This is a genomic window from Klebsiella sp. 7-CIP_Kleb. (assembly GCF_050378655.1).
Lineage (GTDB): Bacteria > Pseudomonadota > Gammaproteobacteria > Enterobacterales > Enterobacteriaceae > Klebsiella > Klebsiella quasipneumoniae.
The window spans coordinates 420427-439915 of sequence record NZ_JBNRLJ010000001.1; the positions used below are offsets into that span (position 1 = coordinate 420427).

At 58.1% G+C, this 19489-nt stretch carries 24 protein-coding genes; 12 read left to right on the forward strand and 12 right to left on the reverse strand.

Features of this window, described 5'->3' with window-relative positions; translation table 11 throughout:
- Nucleotides 1-166: 166 nt before the first annotated feature.
- Nucleotides 167-1108 carry a cation diffusion facilitator family transporter gene (locus ACQUTI_RS02040; RefSeq protein WP_017900540.1) on the reverse strand — a complete coding sequence of 314 codons (942 nt, stop codon included), beginning with the start codon at nt 1106-1108 and terminating at the stop codon, nt 167-169.
- Nucleotides 1109-1330: 222 nt separating this feature from the next.
- On the opposite strand from ACQUTI_RS02040, the gene ACQUTI_RS02045 reads away from it, so the two are divergent.
- Nucleotides 1331-2017, forward strand: coding sequence for an ABC transporter substrate-binding protein (locus tag ACQUTI_RS02045; RefSeq protein WP_049116415.1), 687 nt, complete (start codon nt 1331-1333; stop codon nt 2015-2017).
- Between the two features lies 1 nt (nt 2018).
- Here the strand turns inward: ACQUTI_RS02045 and ACQUTI_RS02050 are convergent, their stop codons facing one another.
- The 4 genes from ACQUTI_RS02050 to ACQUTI_RS02065 form a co-directional block, all read right to left on the reverse strand.
- Complete coding sequence (locus ACQUTI_RS02050) at nt 2019-2888, reverse strand: oxygenase MpaB family protein (protein ID WP_017900538.1); 870 nt, start codon at nt 2886-2888, stop codon at nt 2019-2021.
- A gap of 113 nt (nt 2889-3001) precedes the next feature.
- Nucleotides 3002-3433, reverse strand: coding sequence for an OsmC family protein (locus tag ACQUTI_RS02055; protein ID WP_004202630.1), 432 nt, complete (start codon nt 3431-3433; stop codon nt 3002-3004).
- A 114-nt stretch (nt 3434-3547) separates the two neighbouring features.
- Entirely contained in the window at nt 3548-3694 is a 147-nt protein-coding gene (locus ACQUTI_RS02060) for a hypothetical protein (RefSeq protein WP_017900537.1), read from the reverse strand.
- Between the two features lie 15 nt (nt 3695-3709).
- Nucleotides 3710-4114 (reverse strand): YdeI family stress tolerance OB fold protein, encoded by a 405-nt coding sequence (locus tag ACQUTI_RS02065; protein WP_004202632.1) that lies wholly within the window; start codon nt 4112-4114, stop codon nt 3710-3712.
- A 144-nt stretch (nt 4115-4258) separates the two neighbouring features.
- On the opposite strand from ACQUTI_RS02065, the gene ACQUTI_RS02070 reads away from it, so the two are divergent.
- The 3 genes from ACQUTI_RS02070 (at nt 4259) to ACQUTI_RS02080 (ending at nt 6533) form a co-directional block, all read left to right on the forward strand.
- Entirely contained in the window at nt 4259-4762 is a 504-nt protein-coding gene (locus ACQUTI_RS02070; RefSeq protein ID WP_428923187.1) for a hypothetical protein, read from the forward strand.
- Between the two features lie 8 nt (nt 4763-4770).
- The gene (locus ACQUTI_RS02075; RefSeq protein ID WP_004202634.1) at nt 4771-5217 is read left to right on the forward strand and encodes a DUF421 domain-containing protein; all 447 of its coding nucleotides are present in this window, start codon (nt 4771-4773) and stop codon (nt 5215-5217) included.
- Between the two features lie 320 nt (nt 5218-5537).
- On the forward strand, nt 5538-6533 hold the full coding sequence (locus ACQUTI_RS02080) for an SDR family oxidoreductase (RefSeq protein ID WP_065904322.1): 996 nt from the start codon (nt 5538-5540) through the stop codon (nt 6531-6533).
- Here the strand turns inward: ACQUTI_RS02080 and ACQUTI_RS02085 are convergent.
- The 5 genes from ACQUTI_RS02085 to ACQUTI_RS02105 form a co-directional block, all read right to left on the reverse strand.
- Entirely contained in the window at nt 6530-8155 is a 1626-nt protein-coding gene (locus tag ACQUTI_RS02085; protein WP_428923188.1) for an alpha-amylase family protein, read from the reverse strand. The two genes, ACQUTI_RS02080 and ACQUTI_RS02085, sit on opposite strands and share 4 nt — an antisense overlap.
- 39 nt (nt 8156-8194) lie before the next feature.
- Nucleotides 8195-8368, reverse strand: a complete 174-nt coding sequence (locus ACQUTI_RS02090; RefSeq protein ID WP_043519631.1) for a hypothetical protein — start codon at nt 8366-8368, stop codon at nt 8195-8197.
- 16 nt (nt 8369-8384) lie between these two features.
- Complete coding sequence (locus tag ACQUTI_RS02095) at nt 8385-8891, reverse strand: ferritin-like domain-containing protein (protein WP_004202639.1); 507 nt, start codon at nt 8889-8891, stop codon at nt 8385-8387.
- Nucleotides 8892-8914: 23 nt separating this feature from the next.
- Nucleotides 8915-9130, reverse strand: coding sequence for a hypothetical protein (locus tag ACQUTI_RS02100; protein WP_004202641.1), 216 nt, complete (start codon nt 9128-9130; stop codon nt 8915-8917).
- 366 nt (nt 9131-9496) lie between these two features.
- The gene (locus ACQUTI_RS02105) at nt 9497-9682 is read right to left on the reverse strand and encodes a general stress protein (protein ID WP_004143718.1); all 186 of its coding nucleotides are present in this window, start codon (nt 9680-9682) and stop codon (nt 9497-9499) included.
- Between the two features lie 658 nt (nt 9683-10340).
- On the opposite strand from ACQUTI_RS02105, the gene ACQUTI_RS02110 reads away from it, so the two are divergent.
- Nucleotides 10341-11255, forward strand: coding sequence for an SDR family oxidoreductase (locus ACQUTI_RS02110; protein WP_004202642.1), 915 nt, complete (start codon nt 10341-10343; stop codon nt 11253-11255).
- Between the two features lie 190 nt (nt 11256-11445).
- Entirely contained in the window at nt 11446-11691 is a 246-nt protein-coding gene (locus ACQUTI_RS02115) for a YmjA family protein (protein WP_004202643.1), read from the forward strand.
- Nucleotides 11692-11758: 67 nt separating this feature from the next.
- On the opposite strand, the gene ACQUTI_RS02120 is transcribed toward ACQUTI_RS02115, so the two are convergent.
- Nucleotides 11759-12652, reverse strand: a complete 894-nt coding sequence (locus tag ACQUTI_RS02120) for a LysR family transcriptional regulator (protein WP_153245162.1) — start codon at nt 12650-12652, stop codon at nt 11759-11761.
- Between the two features lie 114 nt (nt 12653-12766).
- Here ACQUTI_RS02120 and ACQUTI_RS02125 point away from each other — a divergent pair, with 114 nt between their 5' ends.
- Both ACQUTI_RS02125 and sra read left to right on the forward strand, forming a co-directional pair.
- Nucleotides 12767-13618, forward strand: a complete 852-nt coding sequence (locus ACQUTI_RS02125; protein ID WP_428923189.1) for a Vmh family MBL fold metallo-hydrolase — start codon at nt 12767-12769, stop codon at nt 13616-13618.
- A gap of 177 nt (nt 13619-13795) precedes the next feature.
- The gene (gene sra, locus ACQUTI_RS02130) at nt 13796-13936 is read left to right on the forward strand and encodes a stationary-phase-induced ribosome-associated protein (protein ID WP_004202647.1); all 141 of its coding nucleotides are present in this window, start codon (nt 13796-13798) and stop codon (nt 13934-13936) included.
- On the opposite strand, the gene ACQUTI_RS02135 is transcribed toward sra, so the two are convergent.
- Nucleotides 13933-14040, reverse strand: a complete 108-nt coding sequence (locus tag ACQUTI_RS02135) for a hypothetical protein (RefSeq protein ID WP_032425875.1) — start codon at nt 14038-14040, stop codon at nt 13933-13935. The two genes, sra and ACQUTI_RS02135, sit on opposite strands and share 4 nt — an antisense overlap.
- Before the next feature lie 78 nt (nt 14041-14118).
- On the opposite strand from ACQUTI_RS02135, the gene ACQUTI_RS02140 reads away from it, so the two are divergent.
- From ACQUTI_RS02140 to ACQUTI_RS02155, 4 genes are all read left to right on the forward strand, one after another.
- Nucleotides 14119-15816: an NAD-dependent malic enzyme gene (locus ACQUTI_RS02140; protein ID WP_004202648.1), complete on the forward strand. Its 1698-nt coding sequence runs from the start codon at nt 14119-14121 to the stop codon at nt 15814-15816.
- A gap of 183 nt (nt 15817-15999) precedes the next feature.
- On the forward strand, nt 16000-16707 hold the full coding sequence (locus tag ACQUTI_RS02145) for a glycosyl transferase (protein ID WP_200592553.1): 708 nt from the start codon (nt 16000-16002) through the stop codon (nt 16705-16707).
- Complete coding sequence (locus tag ACQUTI_RS02150) at nt 16708-17394, forward strand: hypothetical protein (RefSeq protein ID WP_153245161.1); 687 nt, start codon at nt 16708-16710, stop codon at nt 17392-17394.
- A gap of 359 nt (nt 17395-17753) precedes the next feature.
- Complete coding sequence (locus ACQUTI_RS02155) at nt 17754-19466, forward strand: ABC-F family ATP-binding cassette domain-containing protein (RefSeq protein WP_428923190.1); 1713 nt, start codon at nt 17754-17756, stop codon at nt 19464-19466.
- Nucleotides 19467-19489: the final 23 nt, after the last annotated feature.

Here is a 19489-nt window from a genome sequence, read left to right on the forward strand (position 1 = left end):
TATTTTATCGTTAACTGCAACGGGCAGATCTGCGCCATTATTTAGCGATGGTAATGGCCGGCTCAGTATGAGCCTTATTTATCGTTCAGGCAATCAATGCGCGGGCGGAAGGGGCGAGGAATAATGGCTCAGGGATAAAATAACCGCTGAGCCAGTCTATTTCCGCTTATGACGTCAGGCAGTTTGCCTCCTCCGGCGAACTGGCAACCGCCGCGCAGGGATCGAGATGCACCATCACATTAAGCACCGGATGCTGCGCCATGACCCGCTCCCGCGCCTGCCGGGCAATCTGATGCCCTTCAGCGACCGACAGCTCTCCGGCTACCTCGAGATGGACATCCACCAGCACCAGATCCCCCGCCTTACGGGTTTTCAAATCGTGCAGACCCGCCACGCCCGGCGTGGCCCGCAGCGTGCCGGCGATTGCCCGCTGCGTCTCTTCATCGACAGCGCGGTCCATTAAATCGTGCAGCGCGGTGGCGGCGAAACGATAGCCCATCCGCGTAATCACCAGCCCTACCGCCAGCGCGGCGAGCGGGTCGAACCAGGCGAACCCGGCCAGATTACCGATAATCCCCAGCGCCACCACCAGGGATGACGCGGCGTCGGAGCGGGCATGCCAGGCGTTGGCGATGAGCAGCGAGGAGTTCAGCCGCCTGGCGGCCGCCAGCATATAGCGAAACAGCCCCTCTTTGACCACCAGCGCCGTCAGCGCCATCCACAGCGCCACGCTGTGCACCGGCGGAATCGTCTGCGGTTGCGCGAGATGACCCGCGGCAGACCACAGCATACCGACCCCGACCAGCACCAGGATCGCGCCGAGGACCAGAGAGGCGCCGTTCTCATAACGCCAGTGGCCATAATGGTGATCGTGGTCAGACGGTCGGCGACTCTTTTTATTCGCCACCAGCACGACGCCATCGGCGAGCAGATCGGAAAAAGAGTGCATGCCATCGGCAATTAACCCCTGGGAACCAGAATATATTCCCACCGCAATCTGCAACGCGGAGAGAAAAATATTGACCACCACGCTAACCAGGGTACTCCTTCGCGCCTGCTCAGAACGCTGATGATATTTATTATCATTTTCAAAATTATGTTGTGCCATTATTTCTCTCCCTCAGTGAGCGGGAAGAATAAACTGACAAGCTGAGTTTATGCTTAACAATATAAAAGCCATTGCCTTGCTGTTTAACGAAATCGCTGCGGTCGTTAATTACTGTATTCTGAAAGTGTGGCCCCGGAGGTACAACCGCGCGCGGATGGACTATCTTTTCACTGGCGACCAACAGGTCGGGCCACCTTCTCTTAGCCACCACAGGAGTCAGCGATGTCAGCAATCACACCATCCCGGCTGCGTTTTGCCATTAATCTGGGCAATGCGGTACTGGCCCATCCTGGAGAAAACGGCGAGCCGACAGGCATTACCCCCGAGCTCAGCCATCGACTGGCGCAGCGCTGGGGCGTCGTCGCCGAGTTCGTCACCTATCCTGCCGCCGGTAAAGTGGTGGCCGACGCCGGCGGCGAACGCTGGGATATCGCCTTTCTGGCCATCGACCCGGCGAGGGAGGCGACCCTGCGCTTTACTTCTCCCTATATCACCATTCAGGGGACCGCACTGGTGAGAGCCGGTTCTCCCTGCCAGAGCGTGGCCGATATGGATCGCCCGGCAACCACGATTAACGTCGGGCAAAACGCCGCCTACGATCTGTGGCTCACCCGCCATCTGCAGCACGCCAGCCTGAATCGTCTCCCCTCCTCGCAGGAGGCCATCGACGCCTTCCTCGCCGGTGAAGGGGATATGGTCGCTGGCATCCGTCAGCCGCTGGAGGCGACAGCGCGCCACCATCCGGGGGTGCGGGTCTTAGCGGATAATTTTACCGAGATCCAGCAGGCCATCTGCGTCGCCCGGGATGATGTGGTCCGCTTTAACGCGGTAAATGACGCGTTGGACGAATGGCGGGCGGACGGTAGCCTGGAGGCGCTGATTGCCCGGCACCTGGGCAAGGCGGGCTGAATCACGCCTCCGCCATCCGGCGCATGGCGCAATGCCAGGCGCCGTTACGTACCGAGGCGCGCAGCACGCGGGCGATGGCCAGTACCATCAGACGCGTCGTGCGCCGCTGCAGCGGCGTCAGCGACAGTCCCAGCATCTCCTGCGCCCATGGCGGCAGAAGATCGATCCCGGCCCGCATCATCACCTGGCCAACCGGCTGACTCAGGCGACCCGGCAGACGGGTGGTGAGCAGCACCTCGGCTACCTCCCGGGTACGTTCGTCACAGCGCAGCTGCGGCCGCATCGCCTCAAGATAGTCCGCGACCTCATTCGGCGTCTGGGGAATATCTTTGGCTCCCAGCCGACGAGCGATCTCCGCCGACTCGCGAAAATAGTCCTCCTGGCGCTGGACGCTGACCACCGTCCGCTTGTAGCGCAGGTGGGAGGCCATAAAGCGGCTGCACTCAGCGACATGCACCCAGGTCAACAGCGCCGGGTCGCTTGCCTGATACGGCGTGCCGTCCTTGTCCACCCCGGCGATCCGCTGATGGATCCCCTGCACTTTGGCGATCAACCGCTCGGCGTCGGGGGTGGCGGCGAAGGTGGTAGCGGAGATAAACTGACTGGTGCGACGCAGGCGGCCAAAGATATCCTCGCGGAAACGGGAGTGGTCCCAGACGCCGGCCAGCGCCAGGGGGTGCAGCATCTGCAGCAACAGCGCGCTAATGCCGCCGCACAGCATTGAGGTAAAATCGCCATGCACCTGCCAGATGGCTGATTGCGGACCAAAAAGCCCCGGCTCCCCTTTGGGCTGTTCAAAATCAATCTCTTTTAGCGCCATGCCGGTCAGGCCGAGCACCTGCGCCTCGATCATTCCGCGAATGCCGATCATGCTGGAGTCCCTTACGTTTACCAAAGGACCAAAGATACCACTATTGCGCAACGGAGGCAGTGACAGGGAGAGAGATCGCGGGAACGGTGCCCGCAGAGTGCGGGCACAACAGCTTATGGATTCAGCTGGTAGTCAAGGGTGATATTGGCTTTCAGCACCTGTGATACCGGGCAGCCGGCCTTCGCTTTCTGGATGATCTCATCGAACGCCGCCGGCGCAACGCCGGGCAGGACAATCTGGCTTTGCAACGCGATGTCGGTTATTGCAAACCCACCGTCGGTTTTATTAAGGGTGACCACTGCGGTGGTGTCGATGGACGTCGCGGTATAGCCCTCTTCGCTGAGCATCAACGATAGGGCCATCGAGAAGCAGGCGGCATGTGCGGCGCCGATCAGCTCTTCGGGGTTGGTGCCTTTCACCCCTTCAAAACGGGTATTAAAGCCGTAGGGCTGCTGGCTCAGCGCCCCGCTCTCCGTCGACACGGTGCCTTTGCCATGCTTGAGATCGCCTTCCCAGTGCGCCAGCCCTTTCTTATGAATCGCCATATGACTCCTCCTGTGATGATGTCGAACAAAAAGTATAGTGCCTGATGCTGAACCTGCTTCTATTCTGCGGCCCGCCGCATCAGCGTTCCCAAAAAGTTCCCGTTGCGAATGACGCTAACGGCCATCGTGAGGATGGTAAGGATCGGTTTTGTCATCCTCGCTGTCGTCCCGTTTACGCGGCACTTCGCCATGTTCGTCAGGCGCCTCGCGCGCAGGGTGCTTCCCGCGCTCCTCGTCATGCGGGTGGGATGTTGTGCTCATACCGGTAAGCTCCCCTTACTTAGGCGACTGTTTGAGCAGGCGATCGATACGTACTACCGGAGGCGTCATTTTGCGATCAAGGCTGCCGTTAATACTGACCAGATCGTCAGGCTCTACGTGCTGTTCATTAAACGCGGCAACCGGAATAATGGCGGTGATGGTGCCGCTTTTATCGCGAAACTGATAACGGTCATCCCCCTGTCGGGTGAGCAGATTGCCGCGCAGGGAAACCGTGGCGCCGTCGTGCATGGTTTTCGCCTGCTCAACGGTCATGATCCGCCCCTCCTCGACGCCGCGATAGCCGTCATCGAGTTTGTGCGGCGGCGGCGGCGCGGCATCCTGGCTAAAACCGCCTTTATCGTCCGCCTGCGCGACCGCGGCGGCAAACAAACAGGCCATGGCCAAGGCTAATTTTTTCATCATGCCTCCTTGTTTTTGCTGATGAACAGATTAAAGCCTGGCTGAGGCTGGCCATTTTTACAAAGTCAATTGTTCTGATATCGTCTAATATAAGAATGTCCTTATCGTTACGCTGATGGCGAAACGAAACGCGGGGAAATAATAATGACTGAGAATCAACAACCTTGTCACATCGTCGACGAGAATGAACAGGCCCTCCGCTTTGAATATCGCTTCAGGCGCTATGGGATAATTGTTCTCAGCCTCATCATCCTTACCGCATTGAGCGGCCTGTGGTCCTCCGGATATTTCAGTGAGGCGCACCGGGAAAGCCCTAATGGTGAATTACGCGTCGATTACCAGCGTTATGCCAGACTGATGAGTGAAACCGAACTGAATATTCAGATCAAACCCACGCAGGAAAATGACACGACGATCAGTTTCGCCGCCACGTTATTAACCCGTTACCCGGTTGGCGATATCCGCCCGCAGCCGGATAAGATGTACAGTGCCGACGGGAAATTACATCTGGTGTATCAGCGGACAACCAGCCGCTCGCCGCAATCGGTATGGTTATCTATTACCCCCAAAACGATAGGCAATATTTCCCTGCAGGCGGCAGTCAACGATCGCCCTGCCGTCAGCTGGCAACAGTTTGTCTATCCGTAGGAGTCGCGATGGAAATGGTCCTCAGAGCCGCAGCAATCTATCTGATCCTGCTGATTATTTTCAAGATTGCCGGTAGACGAACCCTGATGCAGTTAACCAATTTTGACCTGATACTGCTGCTGATTATCAGTGAAGCGACCCAGCAGGCGATGCTCAGCACAGACTATTCCGTTACCGGTTCGATGCTGACTATCGTCACCCTGGTCAGTATTGATATTTTATTCGGCTATATTAAGAAAAAATTTGCCCAGGCGGAAAATTTTCTGGATGGCACGCCGGTTATCGTAGTGGAAAATGGTGCTGTCATCGATGAGAAAATGAAGCTCGTCAATATTTCTGTCGATGATATCCTGCTGGCGGCCAGGCAGCACCATGGGATTTATGAACTGAAAGCGATAAAATTCGCTATTCTCGAACGTAACGGCCAGATATCCATTATTCCGGAACAGGAATAACACCGGCTTAGCTATTTATCGCGCTCCGGTTGTTTATCCCCCGATTCCGGGGCGCGGGTGGCGTCGTCCTCTTCTTTTTCAACGCTACGCGTGTTTACTGTCAACATTTTTCCTCCTCGCGGGTTGTCAAGTATCTTACAGATTATAGAACCTTAACGCCTGCTTATGCAGAAACAGGCCAGAGTCATCAGGATATGTCGCCTGATTCACACTGCGCTTATTCCAGGATATTTCCCACCTCACCGTCGTTATTTATGCTTAATAATGATTCGATCCGTGCAGCTTAAATTTACGATAGCGAAACAATTAATGAGGTCACTATGTCCGTGATGGTTATTACCGGCGGAACCGCCGGGGCAGGAAAAGCCACCGCGCTGCGTTTCGCCCGCGCAGGGTATCACGTGGCGCTGATCGCCCGCGATGAAACGGGTCTGCAGGAGACGCAGCAGGCTTGTGAACGTTTCGGCGTCAAAACGCTGGCGATTAGCGCCGATGTCGCCGATGCCGGGGCCGTGCAGCGCGCCGCCGCCGAGGTGGAAGCCACCCTCGGCGCCATCGACGTCTGGATCAATAACGCCATGACCACCGTGCTGGCGCCCTTTCGGCAGATGAGCGACGACGAATTTCGCCGGGTGACGGAGGTGACCTATCTCGGCTATGTCAACGGTACCCGCGCGGCGCTCGAGGTCATGACGCCCCGGGATCGGGGGGTGATTATTCAGGCTGGATCGGCGCTGGCCTGGCGCTCGATCCCCCTGCAGTCGGCCTATTGCGGCGCGAAAGCGGCGATCCGCGGCTTCACCGATGCCGTGCGCACCGAGCTAATGCATGAGAAAAGCCACATCCAGTTGACCATGGTCCAGCTGCCGGGGATGAACACTGCTCAGTTTGGCTGGGCGCGCAACAAAATGGAGCAGGCCATGCAGCCGGTACCGCCGGTCTATCAGCCGGAGGTCGCCGCTGAGGCCATCTACAGCGTGATCCAGCGGCCGGTGAACGAGCTGTGGGTGGGGAAAAGCACCATCCAGTCGATCCTCGGCCAGGTCTTCTTCCCTCGTCTGCTCGATCGGCTGATGGTGAAAAAAGCGTGGGAGGGACAGTTTACCGGCCAGCCGAAGCCGGCAGAACATCAGGACGACCTGTTCACGCCAGTGCGCGGCAATCATCCCGGACACGGCCCCTTTAACGATGGCGCGCGGCGTAAAGCGGTGACCATCAGCGCCGATCTTCCGGGTAAAGTGGCTGCCGGCGTCGGTGTGGCGGTGGCGACGATGGCCCTGCGGGCGTTGTTCCGCCGACCAGGAAGACGGCGCTAAAGCAGGCTGCGGCTGAACCAGCGGTAACCATAGCCGGAGAGCGCCAGCCGCGCCTTTTCCCCGCCGTATAGCCCGTCCTGGTAGAACTTATCTTCCAGGATCGGGCTCCAGTAACCCTCGGCCAGCGGCGGGAGCTGGACCTCCACCGCCTGCTGGCTGCAGTTCGCCAGCATCAGCACCTCCCGCGATTCGCTGCGATAGCACAAGCCCAGCACCGCGGCTGGCTTCACCGTAATAAGGGTAAAAGGGATGGATCCCGGTTCAGTATATTCCGTGCACGCCAGCACCATATTGCGTACCCGATGCAGTAGCGACCGGGGGTGGCGCAACGCCGCTTCGACATTGATCCGCTGGTAGCGAAACCGTCCACTGGCCACCGGTTTCACCGGCAAATCATCCGGCGCCGCCCGGGAAAAGCCGCCGTTGGGCGCGCCCGACCACTGCATCGGCGTTCGGACCGCGTAGCGCTCCGGTAAGCGCAGATCGTCGCCCATACCAATCTCGTCGCCATAGCGCATCACCGGCACGCCAGGCAGCGCGAGCAGGATGGCATGAGCCAGCGCGATGCGTCGGGTATCGCCATCCAGCATCGGCGCCAGCCGCCGGCGCACGCCGCGCTGGTAAACCGACATCGATTTATCAGGGGCAAAGGTGCGGATAACCTGGCGTTTGTTGCGTTCGCCAATCCCCTCAAGGTCCAGTTCATCATGGTTACGCAGCCAGTTGACGAAGCAGCATCCGTCCGGCGGGGCCACCATTGCCTGCAACGCCTTCACTACCGGGGTGGCGCGCTGCTGCGCCAGGCTGACATAGAGATATTTATTAAGCCAAAAATTGAGCACCATCTGCAGCCGATCGCCGCGGCCGAAATAATGGCGATAATCTTCCACTTCCACGTCCACTTCACCCAACAGTATCGCGTCGGGATTGAGGCGCTGCACGACCTGCCGGAGATGCGTCAACAGCGGGTAGCCCCGCGCCTCGTCGCCCTTCCCGGCCTGCTTCACCAGATGTGACGCCGCATCGAGGCGAAATCCTGACACCCCGGCCTGCAGCCAGAAGGTGATGATGTTTTCAATTTCAGCGATCACCGGCGGATGAGCGAGATTCAGGTCGGGCTCATGGCGATAAAACAAGTGGCGATAGTATTGTCCGGCCTGGTCGTCCCAGCTCCAGACGCTCTCCTCGACGCCGGGAAACATGGGAGGATCGTCGTTCTCCGGGGGCCGATCGGCCCAAAGATAGTATGGCCGCCACGGCGACCGGGGATCGCGTCGCGCCGCCTGAAACCACGGGTGCTGGGCAGAAGTATGCTGGATAACCAGCTCAACAATCACCCGCAGCCCCAGCTCCCGGGCGCGGGCAATCAGCTCAATCACGTCGGCGATGGTCCCGAAACGGGGATCGGGCTGCAAATGGTCGCTGATATCATAGCCATCATCCTGCAGTGGGGTAAGATAGAAAGGGGTCAGCCAGAGCACCGTCGCCCCCAGGCTACGAATGTAGTGCAGCTTTTGGCGTATACCGGCAAGATCGCCAAACCCATCGCCGTTGGCGTCGTAAAACAGAGCACTGTCAACCTGATAGATGACCGCTCTGTGAAACCACTCTTCCTGTTGCATCACTATCACCTTGCGTTCTGCCCGCCACTGTCAGCGTCCTCAGCGCGCCCTGCTGGTTTTCGTGCGCGTTTTGTCGACTGGCGATACGGGGTCGTGCTCTGCAGGTGGCACCCTGTTCGCCACCGCGTCCACCAGCGCCTGCTGCCTGGCGGTTAATTTCAGCGGAACCGCTTTGTCTGTGGCGAGGATCGCGATGGTGTGGCGCTTAACCATGATTGACTCCGGCGGCTTATTGTCCGGACTCAACGCCGGGCAGAGAGTTATGCATCAGATATTGTCCGGTCAGCGCCGGCAGATGATGCAGCAGCCAGTCAGCCATCCCTCTCTCTTCGGCAAGGATCCCTTCCAGAGTCGGCATCGCGCTATGGTCCCCCACGCGCTTCGCCGCCGTTAATAAAGCGGTATAGCAGGCGACCTCAAAATGGGCAAAAACGTAGGCGGTGATAATGAGTTTAATGAGCTCATCGCCGGGTAGCATGATGCCGATAGTCTGGCCCAGGGCTGCGACCCGGCTCATCGCATCCTTCAGCGCCGAGCGGGAAATATGGTTGCGGGCGATAAGGTCCTGCAGAGCGGACAGTTGCCGACGAGTTTCATAAAGATGTTGTTCAAGGCGGGTTCGCAGTTGCGGTTCATTATCGAGGCGTCTGATGGTGGCCATAAGCAGTGACTCGGCCTGTTTTTCCATGGCATGGGCATCGCGAAGCCAGTTGTGGTAATTTTCACTATCCGTCATGTACACCTCTGATCGTTAATTATTTATTTTGACGGGGAATCTTCATTCTCTTCCGCCGCCTGGTCAGCTCGCGCTGCGCTATATCCGGATAAATGTCCAACAATATTGGCATAAATACTGATGAGAATGACCCACAGGACGCTGTCTTTCCACCAGATTAACGAGGGTATCGCCAGGCCCACCCACATAACGGCGGCCACAAGATGACAGCGCTTAATAAATACCGGCGTCAGTTTCATTTTATTACCTTAGATCTGAACAATATTTAGCAAGCGGATGTGTTGCTACCCGCCCCTGGCGTCCGACGATTGACACCAGGCTTAAAATAGCTTACTTATGCACAGCGATAAAAAGCAGTACTGTTACGTATTGCTCCGAACCGTTATTTACTCACTCTTAGCGCTTCGCCGGCACAATGCCGTTGCGGTAATCAGTATTTAATTGTTAAGATGGCTGTAATTAAATTATTCTGCACCTCTTTTCCCGTCGCGGAGAATAGACAATAGCTGAGGGAAGCGTTTGCAAATAAACAGAAACCTGCGGACCCACAGGCCCACAGGTTTCTTTCCCGACACCGTCATAACGGCGTCACGGGTCATCAGTCATCAGCTGTCGCCGGATTTACGGCCGCCGCCATGGCTGTTCTTACCACCCTTTTTACCGGCTTCGGATGCACGCTCAGGATCATTTTTGAAGTTCCCGCCGCTGTGCTGCCCACCTTTACGCCCGGCTTCGGATGCTTTTTCACGATCTTCTGCAAAATTACCTGAACCGCCTCTATGCTCTGCCATAATTTTCACCTTTGGTTTGATCAATATCGGTTGGTAAATGGAAAATGACCCTGTTACAAATCATCGCCCTCGATATCTAACACTAGAGGAATACCCGCAGGAGTCAAATTAATTTTGGCCATCACCCAGCGCATCGACAAAATAAATTAACCACAGCGAAGCGGCAATAAAAATTAATTTTTACGCAACTCCCTTATTCGCTTTGGGTTATATGTACCTTGTGAACTGTACTGTGGACATTGGTTCACGTTTGTAAACTAATGAAAATAATCTGATGAATAAATGTTTCTACTAATCCCGGGCTGCCACCCTTCCAAAAATTAACACCAAAGAGGTATACCATTATTATCCATGCGTAGCGGATTACCCTATTATTCCCCTTTTCACTTTGTCTCCCTCTCTGCCTTTAAAAAATCTCCGCCGCGCAGCAAATAAAATAGCCAGCCCGCATTAAGTCATGATGGAATAATCCTAATTTAACCCCGGCAATGATAACGCAGCGCTATTTGCTTAAATACGCCGGGGATCAGTCGGTTAAGGAATAACAATGCGTCTTTTCGCGGCCATTCACTGGCCCTGGGTGAGTCATCCGGGGTCTGGCGATGGGGGAACCTGACCTATCCTTACAGCTGGCCCGTTCTGTCTGAAGGAGATGACTATGCAAGATGAAAAACCGCCCATGAAGAAACTACCCACCTCCATGTTGCCAGAAGAGACGGCTCCACGTCCGGAGTTCCCGGAGCAAGAACAGAACCCGCCGGGTCTGGATGCGGAGATGGAGCCGTCACCGGACCATGGGGAAACCAGCTACACCGGCACCGGGCGGCTGGCCGGTAAGAAAGCGCTAATTACCGGGGGCGACTCCGGCATTGGCCGCGCGGTGGCGATCGCCTTTGCCCGCGAAGGGGCCGATGTCGCCATAAGCTATCTGCCGGAGGAGCAAGAGGACGCCGATGAAGTCATCGCTCTGATCAAAGCCGAAGGCCGCACCGCGGTGGCCCTGCCGGGGGATATTCGCTCCGAGTCCTTCTGTCAGTCGCTGGTGGCCGACGCGGTGCAACAGCTGGGTGGCCTGAGCATCCTGGTCAATAACGCCGGACGTCAGCAATATTGTGAGACCCTTGAGGAGCTGACCACTGAAGACTTTGACGCCACCTTTAAGACCAATGTCTACGCGCCGTTCTGGATCACCCGCGCCGCGCTGCCCCATCTCCAGGCCGGGAGCGCGATCATCAACACCACCTCGGTGCAGGCCTATAAACCCAGTCCGATCCTCCTCGATTACGCCCAGACCAAAGCCTGCCTGGCGATCTTCACCAAATCGCTGGCCAAACAGGTGGCAAAACGCGGCATTCGCGTTAACGCCGTAGCCCCCGGCCCTTACTGGACGGTGCTGCAGTCCAGCGGCGGTCAGCCGGACGAGAAAGTGAAACAGTTCGGCAAAGACACGCCGATGGGGCGCCCGGGGCAGCCGGTCGAGATCGCCCCGCTGTACGTCACCCTGGCATCCGATGCCTGCTCATATACCTCCGGCCAGGTGTGGTGCTCTGATGGTGGAGATGGGGTAGTCTAAGCCTCCTGGCAGACCGGCGTGCGACATCGCGCGCCGGTTTTACCCTCCGTCCCCCGGGGAGCGATATCTGCCCTCTCGCCTCGCCGCCGCGGCGATTTTTCCTCTGCTGCAGCCGACCGGCTGCGTGCTATGATACCCGCCCGCCGCTGTGCGCTAACCCCGGCCCTGACGCCAATCCTGAGGACGACAGATGAGTAACGACATTCCCCTGAAATTTTATGACATCGTGGACGAATACGAGACCGAAGCGGCTGCCCCGGTTAAGGATGAGGAACGCGATGCGCTGGCGCGCTATTTTCAGCTGCTGATTGCGCGATTAACCAACAACGAAGAGATCGATGAAGAAGCGCAGCAGGAGATGGCCCGCGAGGCGGCCATTGACGAACGCCGTATTGACGATATCGCCAACTTCCTTAATCAGTGGGGTAATGAGTAAGGTTGATCCTCGGCTTTCCGGCAGGGCAACCGCCCGCCGGCGCTGCCGCTGAAGGCGACGCCGTTGCTCAGGCATCGGCGAGCGTTTTCCCCAGACGTCGCTGCAGCACATCCAGAAACAGCGGCAGCCCATCGGGCTGATAGTCGCGGGAAAGATAGATGCCGTAAACGCTCAGCGCCTTCGGCGTCCAGTCAGGAAGCACCACCTCCAGCGCGCCGCTGGCAATCGCGCTCCGCGCCTCCAGTTCGGGGAGCATCGCGATGCCGCACCCCGCGACCGCCGCCTCCAGCAGTAAGGAAGAGATCCCGGCGCTCAGATTACCGTTCACTGCCACCGACGCCTCCTGACCCTGTGCATCGCTGAATTGCCAGCGCTGGCCGGCAAAATGACTGTATAACAGGCAGTTATGCTGTTGCAGATCGTCAAGGGTCGTCAGCGGACCATGCTGGCGGATCCAGCGCGGCGCAGCGCAGAGTAGCGACCGGCACACGCCGAGGCGGCGAGCGATAGCCCCCGCCTCCGGATTATCGGTAATGCGAATAGCCACGTCGATGCGCTCGCCGATCAGGCTGACCGGATGGTTATTGATATCCAGCTCCAGACGCAACAGCGGATAACGGGCAAGAAAATCCGGCAGTAGCGGGGAGATCAGCTGCATCGCGGTAAAATGCGCGCACGCCACCCGCAGCGTGCCGCTGGGGTCGGCACGCTGGCGTTCGCCGGCGATTTCATCGGCGATCCGCGTCAGGCCGCGGGTCTTGAGCAATACCTTCTCCCCGGCCGGGGTCAGCGTCAGCCGCCGGGTTGAGCGATGGATCAGCCGGGCGCCGGCCCAGCTCTCCATCTGTTCCAGATAGCGGCTGACCATCGGGCGCGACATCCCCAGCGCGCGCGCCGCGGCGCTGAGGCTTCCCAGCTCGCAAATTCGCAGATACACCTGCGCCGCAATTACCCTGTCCATCACGCCCCCTTTATCTGCACGATTTATGAAACTCAGCATCTCTTATTTCAGGAATTCTATCAAATGGCGAAATCCGTACAATGCTACGCATTCCCCTGTCATTGAGAATGAATCATGAAATTATCTGCTCTTGCTATTGCCACCGCCCTGTTCAGCGGCGCGGTCTTCGCGGCGCCGCTGACGCTGCAGACTTACAACCCTCAGGAGAAAGGTCTTTTTGCCGTCAACTCCACCCTCGTTTCCGGCCCGCATGAAGCGGTGCTGTTTGACGCCCAGTTCAGCGTCAAAGACGGCGAAAAGCTGGTAGACATGATCAAGAAAAACGGCAAACCGCTGTCGCGGATTGTGATCACCTCCGGCGATCCTGACTTCTATTTTGGCCTTGAGCCGCTGGTGAAAGCCTTCCCGCAGGCGGAAGTGGTCGCCACGCCGGAAGTGGTTAAACATATTGAAGCCACCAAAGCGGCAAAGCTGGCGTACTGGGGACCACAGATGAAAGACGGCGCGCCGACGCAGGTATACGTCCCGCAGGCGCTGAAAGCCAACAGCTTTACCATCGATGGCGAAAAAGTGACGATTATGCAGCCTCATGACTACGCGGCGTTCGTTTGGATCCGGGCGAACAAAACGATCCTCGGCGGCACCGGCGTGGCGTGGGGCATGCATCTCTGGACCGCCGACACCCAGACGCCGGCCAGTCGACAGCAGTGGCGCACTACGCTGGACCAGATGATTGCTCTGCACCCGCAGCAGGTGATCCCGGGACATTACCTCGGCACGCCGCCGGTGGGTGACAGCGCGGTGCGCTTTACCAAAACCTACCTCCAGCAGTTTGAGCAAGCGCTGAAGACACATAAGGATTCCGCCGGGGTGATCAAGGCGATGGAGACACAGTGGCCAGGGCTGGCGGAAACCAGCTCGCTGGAGCTCAGCGCCAAAGTTAATACCGGCGAGATGAAGTGGTAACGCCGGCGCTGCGCGAGGGAGACTGTTCTTAATCTGGCACACTGAGGTTGCTATTGCCCTGAAAATGGACCACCCTACCTGTGGCCGCATAAAAAACGTGCGGCCAACTTTGGGTTACATTTCATCCGGTCACCACCGGGTTTGCCCTTGAAACCAGAACAGGATAAAGGAGTCAGAATGAAATCGAACCATCAGGCACGTCATCTTCTCGGTCTGAACTACAAGCTTTCCCAGCAGAAAAAAGTGGTGCTGGAAGGCGATGAAGCAACCACCCTCAACCATATCCATGCTACCGGCCGCAAACGCCGCGGTGGTTAATTTTCAGCCTGAGTGATGATAAACAACACCGTCCTGTTGCCAGGATGGTGTTTTTTTATGGCAATTGACGGCTTGTTTACCCGCTTGAAGACCTTCTGCTCTATACTCTGCCCGCTGCTTTTCCACCCGCCCTTCGCTTATCGCCGCGCCGGGACTGTGGACACGATCAAGGAGTTAGTGCGATGCAATTTACCCATAAGAAAAACCGTTCCCTGTACATCCCCTACGCGGGTCCCGTTCTGCTTGAATTCCCCCTGCTCAACAAGGGCAGCGCCTTCAGTATGGAAGAGCGCAGCAGTTTCAACCTTCTTGGCCTGCTGCCGGAAGTGGTTGAAACCATCGAAGAGCAAGCGGAACGCGCGTGGATCCAGTATCAGGGATTCAAAACAGAAATCGACAAACACATTTACCTGCGTAACATCCAGGACACCAACGAGACCCTTTTCTATCGCCTGATTGGCAACCATCTCGAAGAGATGATGCCGGTTATCTATACCCCGACGGTAGGCGCCGCCTGCGAACGTTTCTCCGAGATTTACCGTCGCGCCCGCGGCGTCTTTATCTCCTACCAGAATCGCCATAATCTTGACGACATTCTGCAGAACGTCCCGAACCATAACGTCAAAGTGATTGTGGTGACCGATGGCGAGCGTATCCTCGGCCTCGGCGACCAGGGCATCGGCGGGATGGGGATCCCGATCGGCAAACTGTCGCTGTACACCACTTGCGGCGGCATCAGTCCGGCTTACACCCTGCCCATCGTGCTGGACGTCGGAACAAACAACCAGCAGTTGCTGGACGATCCGCTGTATATGGGCTGGCGCCACCCGCGTATTACCGATGACGAGTACTACCAGTTCGTTGACGACGTGATCCAGGCGATTAAGGCCCGCTGGCCGGACGTGCTGCTGCAGTTTGAAGATTTTGCGCAGAAGAACGCCATGCCGCTGCTCAACCGCTACCGCAATGAGATCTGCTCCTTTAACGACGATATCCAGGGTACCGCGGCGGTGACCGTCGGGACGCTGATCGCCGCCAGCCGCGGCGCCGGCAGCCAGCTGAGCGAACAGAAAATTGTCTTCCTCGGGGCGGGCTCCGCCGGCTGCGGCATCGCCGAGCAAATTATCGCCCAGATCGTCCGCGAAGGACTCAGTGAAGAAGAGGCCCGCCAGCGCGTGTTCATGGTTGACCGCTTTGGCCTGTTAACCGACGGCATGCCTAATCTGCTGCCGTTCCAGAACAAGCTGGTGCAGAAACGCGAACATCTGCAGGGCTGGGATACCACTAACGATGTGCTCTCCCTGCTCGACGTGGTGCGCAACGTGAAACCGAACATCCTGATCGGCGTTTCCGGTCAGCCGGGGCTGTTCACGGAAGAGATTATCCGCGAAATGCACAAGCATTGCCCGCGGCCAATCGTGATGCCGCTCTCCAACCCAACGTCACGGGTGGAAGCCACGCCGCAGAATATCCTGAGCTGGACCGACGGCGAGGCGCTGGTCGCCACCGGCAGTCCGTTTGCCCCGGTTACCGTCAAAGGCAAACAGTACCCCATCGCCCAGTGCAACAACTCCTATATCTTCCCGGGCATTGGTCTGGGGGTGATCGCCTCCGGCGCGTCGCGGGTCACCGACGAGATGCTGATGGCCGCCAGCGAAACCCTGGCGAAACACTCGCCGCTGGTGAACAACGGTGAAGGTCCGGTGCTGCCGGAGCTGAAGGATATCCAGACCGTCTCGCGGGCGATCGCCTTCGCGGTCGGTAAGGTGGCTCAGGAGCAGGGCGTGGCGGTGAAAACCTCCGCAGAAGCGCTGCTGCAGTCCATCAGCGATAATTTCTGGCTGCCGGAATATCGTAATTACCGCCGCACCTCAATTTAATCGCGCTCACCGGGCCGAGCGATCGGCCCGGTTATTAATAGCGTCCGGATAATATTTCCCGCCACAGAAACGCCTTTTCCGCCCATATTCATTTATCGTAAAAATAGAAAACGGATAGCATTTGCCGCGCGCCCTCCGCTGTGCAAAATAGTTGTTTCTCACCCCCTCACAACGGAATGTGAAATGCAAAAATTAACCCCTGACGCGAATAAAGCGAAGGCTATTCTGATCCGGATTGTCTTACTCCTCACGGGTGGTATCGCCATCATCGCCGGCCTGTGCCTCTCTGGCGGCGATATGTGGATGCTCACCCCGCGCGCTGAGCAGTATCAGCCCGCTACCGGCGATCTGGTGGATATCGTCATCTATACGCCGAGTAAATTCTTCTTCGCCCTGCTCTACGTGTTGTTTCTGAGTCTGGTCTGGCTGTTGGCGGTGCGTAATATTCCCTGGCGGCCGATACAGCATCCGCTATTCCCGCTGATGGTACTGATTACCGCCGGGATCTTTATTTTCCTCCATCCGGAGGTCACCCCCGGACGGGATGCCAGTATTCAGTACGGGAAACACAACGTTTATTACACTGCTATTTTCTGGATGAAGACAAATTCTAACCAACGTATCACTCAGCCCTCTAAATATGAGATTTTTGTTGAAGCGAAAGATCCCCGCTGGCCTGTCGACAGGGATAATCTTCATCGCGCCTGGCGCTGTGAAGTGCAGCGGCACAGCCAGTTTTACACCCTGTCATTCAATGAGGGCTGGTTTCCGGACCGCGATCCGCAGGTCATGGCTCGCCAGTGCGCTCCGGTAAGCGATCTTAACGCACTCAGCGACACGGCAATCATGATTGCCCGCCCGATCGCCCCTCTCCCTGGTGAGGTAGCCTAAATGAGCCAGCAAAAAATCGTTCTGCAACCGCTATTACGGGTCTGGTTGGGGTTGTTTAGCGGGCTGCTGCTGGTGAGCGCCATCAGCGCCTTTCACGGCGAGTACTGGTATTTCGGCGATAAGCAGGCGCTTTACGCGGCAAAAGCCGGCGAGGTGTCGGTGCATGAACTCTACACGCCGGCGAAAATCCTCTTCGCTGTTATCGTCAGCCTGATCCCGCCGCTGCTGTGGCTGCTGCTGGTTAACCGTCTGGCGCCGCGGCTGCTGACCCACACTCTCCCACCGGTGTTACTGCTGCTGGCGGGGCTGATGTTCTTCTTCCTGAAGCCCAACCTTATTCCCGGCGGGGAGTCCACCATCTATCGCTACGGCGAGCGGGAGCGCTACTACCAGACGGTCCGCTGGCAGAAACCGGAGCCGGGCGCGTGGCGGGGTACCCGTTCTGAGTACAAAGTGTATATCGAATATCGCGATCCCAAGGGATATCGCAAAGCCGACAATATTAAAAACGCCTATACCTGTGAAACCCACCGGGAGTCTCGCTTTTTTACCTTAACCACCGAGGAAGATTGGTATCCGGATGCGTATCCGAATATTCTCGACGCCCCCTGCCAGGCGATAAAGGATCCCCAGGCGATGACGGAATATACCCGCGACCACGCCCGCTGGTTTCCCATCATGTTCTAGCAAACACATAAGTCCTCTGCGCCAACCCGGCTTCGTAGGCAAAAGTGGCGCAGGACAAAGCTGGCGGGGACGCCCCCTGCCAGTTTTGTCACTGGCGCATTTTTCCTTTCCCCACTACACTGCCGTCACCCATTCACTTACTGAATATAAAAGGAGGCCCCCATGCTGTATTGTGAAATGTTTATTGTTTCACATGCCTTAGGCAATGGCGCCAGCTCAAGCGTTATCGGTATCGTGCTGCGATAACTTTGGCTTGAGCGAAGACCCTTCACAGAATCCCTTCTCTCCGGCTTACCGGGTTATCGTCAGCGAGTTTTGACGAGGCATTCGCATGCCTGTAACTCTTGAGTAAGTTGACTATGAGTACATTACTAACTGCCCATGCGCTCCACGTGGAGACGGCTTTTGGGCCGCTGTTTAACACCCTCTCCTTCACTCTGAAGAAAGGCGACCGTATCGGTCTCATTGGCCATAACGGTTGCGGCAAAAGCACCCTGCTGCAGGTGCTGGACGGCACCCTCGCGCCCACCTCGGGCAGCGTCTCGCTCGCCGGTCAGTGTCTGATGGCCCGCGTTGAACAGCATCTGCCGGAGGCGCTGCGTTCGCAGTCACTGCTGCAGGCGGTGCTGGCCCCGTTACCCGCCGACGCCCGGGAAGCACAGCGCTGGCTGGCCGAACGCCTGCTGGCGCAGATGGGCTTCACGCCGGCGGTGATGGCGCAGCAAACCAGCACCTTAAGCGGCGGGCAGCACACACGCCTGCTGCTGGCCCGGGCGCTGATCCGCCAGCCTGACCTGCTGCTGCTGGATGAGCCCGGCAACCATCTCGATCTGCCCACTCTGCTGTGGCTGGAAAGCTTTCTGCAAACCTGGCAGGGGAGCTTCGTGCTGGTGTCACATGACAACACCTTACTGGATGCTGTAACTAATGCCAGTTGGATCCTTCGCGACCAGACGCTGCACAGCTTCGCCTTGCCCTGCAGCGCTGCCCGTCAGGCACTGCAGGAGCAGGATGAAAGCGCCGCATTACGTCATAAGGCCGAGCAAAAAGAGATCGACCGGGTCAGCGCCAGCGCCCGGCGGCTGGCCACCTGGGGTCGGGTGTATGACAACGAAGATCTCGCCCGCAAAGCCAAACAGATGGAGAAGCAGGTCGCCCGCCTGAAAGACGAGCAGACTGAGCTCAGCGTCGGCCCGCCGTGGCGCCTGGTGTTGCAAGGGGACGCTCTGCCGGCGGACCGCCTGCTGGAGATGGACAGGTTGCCGGTGGCCCCCGCGCCGGGACTGCCGGCCCTGTTTACCACCGGCGTGGCGCGACTGCGCAGCGGAGATCGCGTGGCCATCATGGGGCGCAACGGCGGCGGTAAATCGTCCTTGCTGCGCCTGCTGTGGCAGCAGATGAACGACGCATCGCCTCTTCCGGGGCTGCGTCTGCACCCCCGGCTTCACCCCGGGTATTACGACCAGACGCTGGCGCAGTTGCCGGACGATGCCAGCCTGCTCGACGCCCTGACGCCGTTCGCCCCGTCGGCGGACACCCGGAAACGGGCGCTGATCGCCGCTGGATTTGGCTGGGCGAGGCATGGTCAGAAGGTCAACACCCTCAGCGGCGGTGAGCGGTCGCGGTTGCTGTTCGTCGGCCTGTCGCTGGCGCGCTACAGCCTGCTGTTGCTGGATGAACCCACCAACCATCTTGATATGGAGGGCAAAGCGGCGCTGGCGCAGACGCTCCGCGACTACCCCGGCGGCGTGCTGCTGGTTAGTCATGACCGCCAGCTTATTAGCGAAAGCTGTAACCGCTTCTGGCTGATCGACAGCGCCGGGCTAACGGAGTGGCACAGTCTGGAAGAGGTTTATGCCCGTATGCAGGCGCAGCCCTCCACCCCGACGGTGGCCTACTCACCTCAGGAGCCGTCACTCGCGGCTGATGATGAAGAGGCGCTGCTGGCGCGCCTGATCGCTCTGGAGCAATGGCTGGCGGACGACATGGCCCGTAAGCCGAAACATCAAAAGCCTGCGCTGCAGGCGCAGTGGCGAGAGGAGATCGCCCGGCTGCTTAATCAACTGGGGTAATCTTCGCCCCCCCCGCCGGCTAA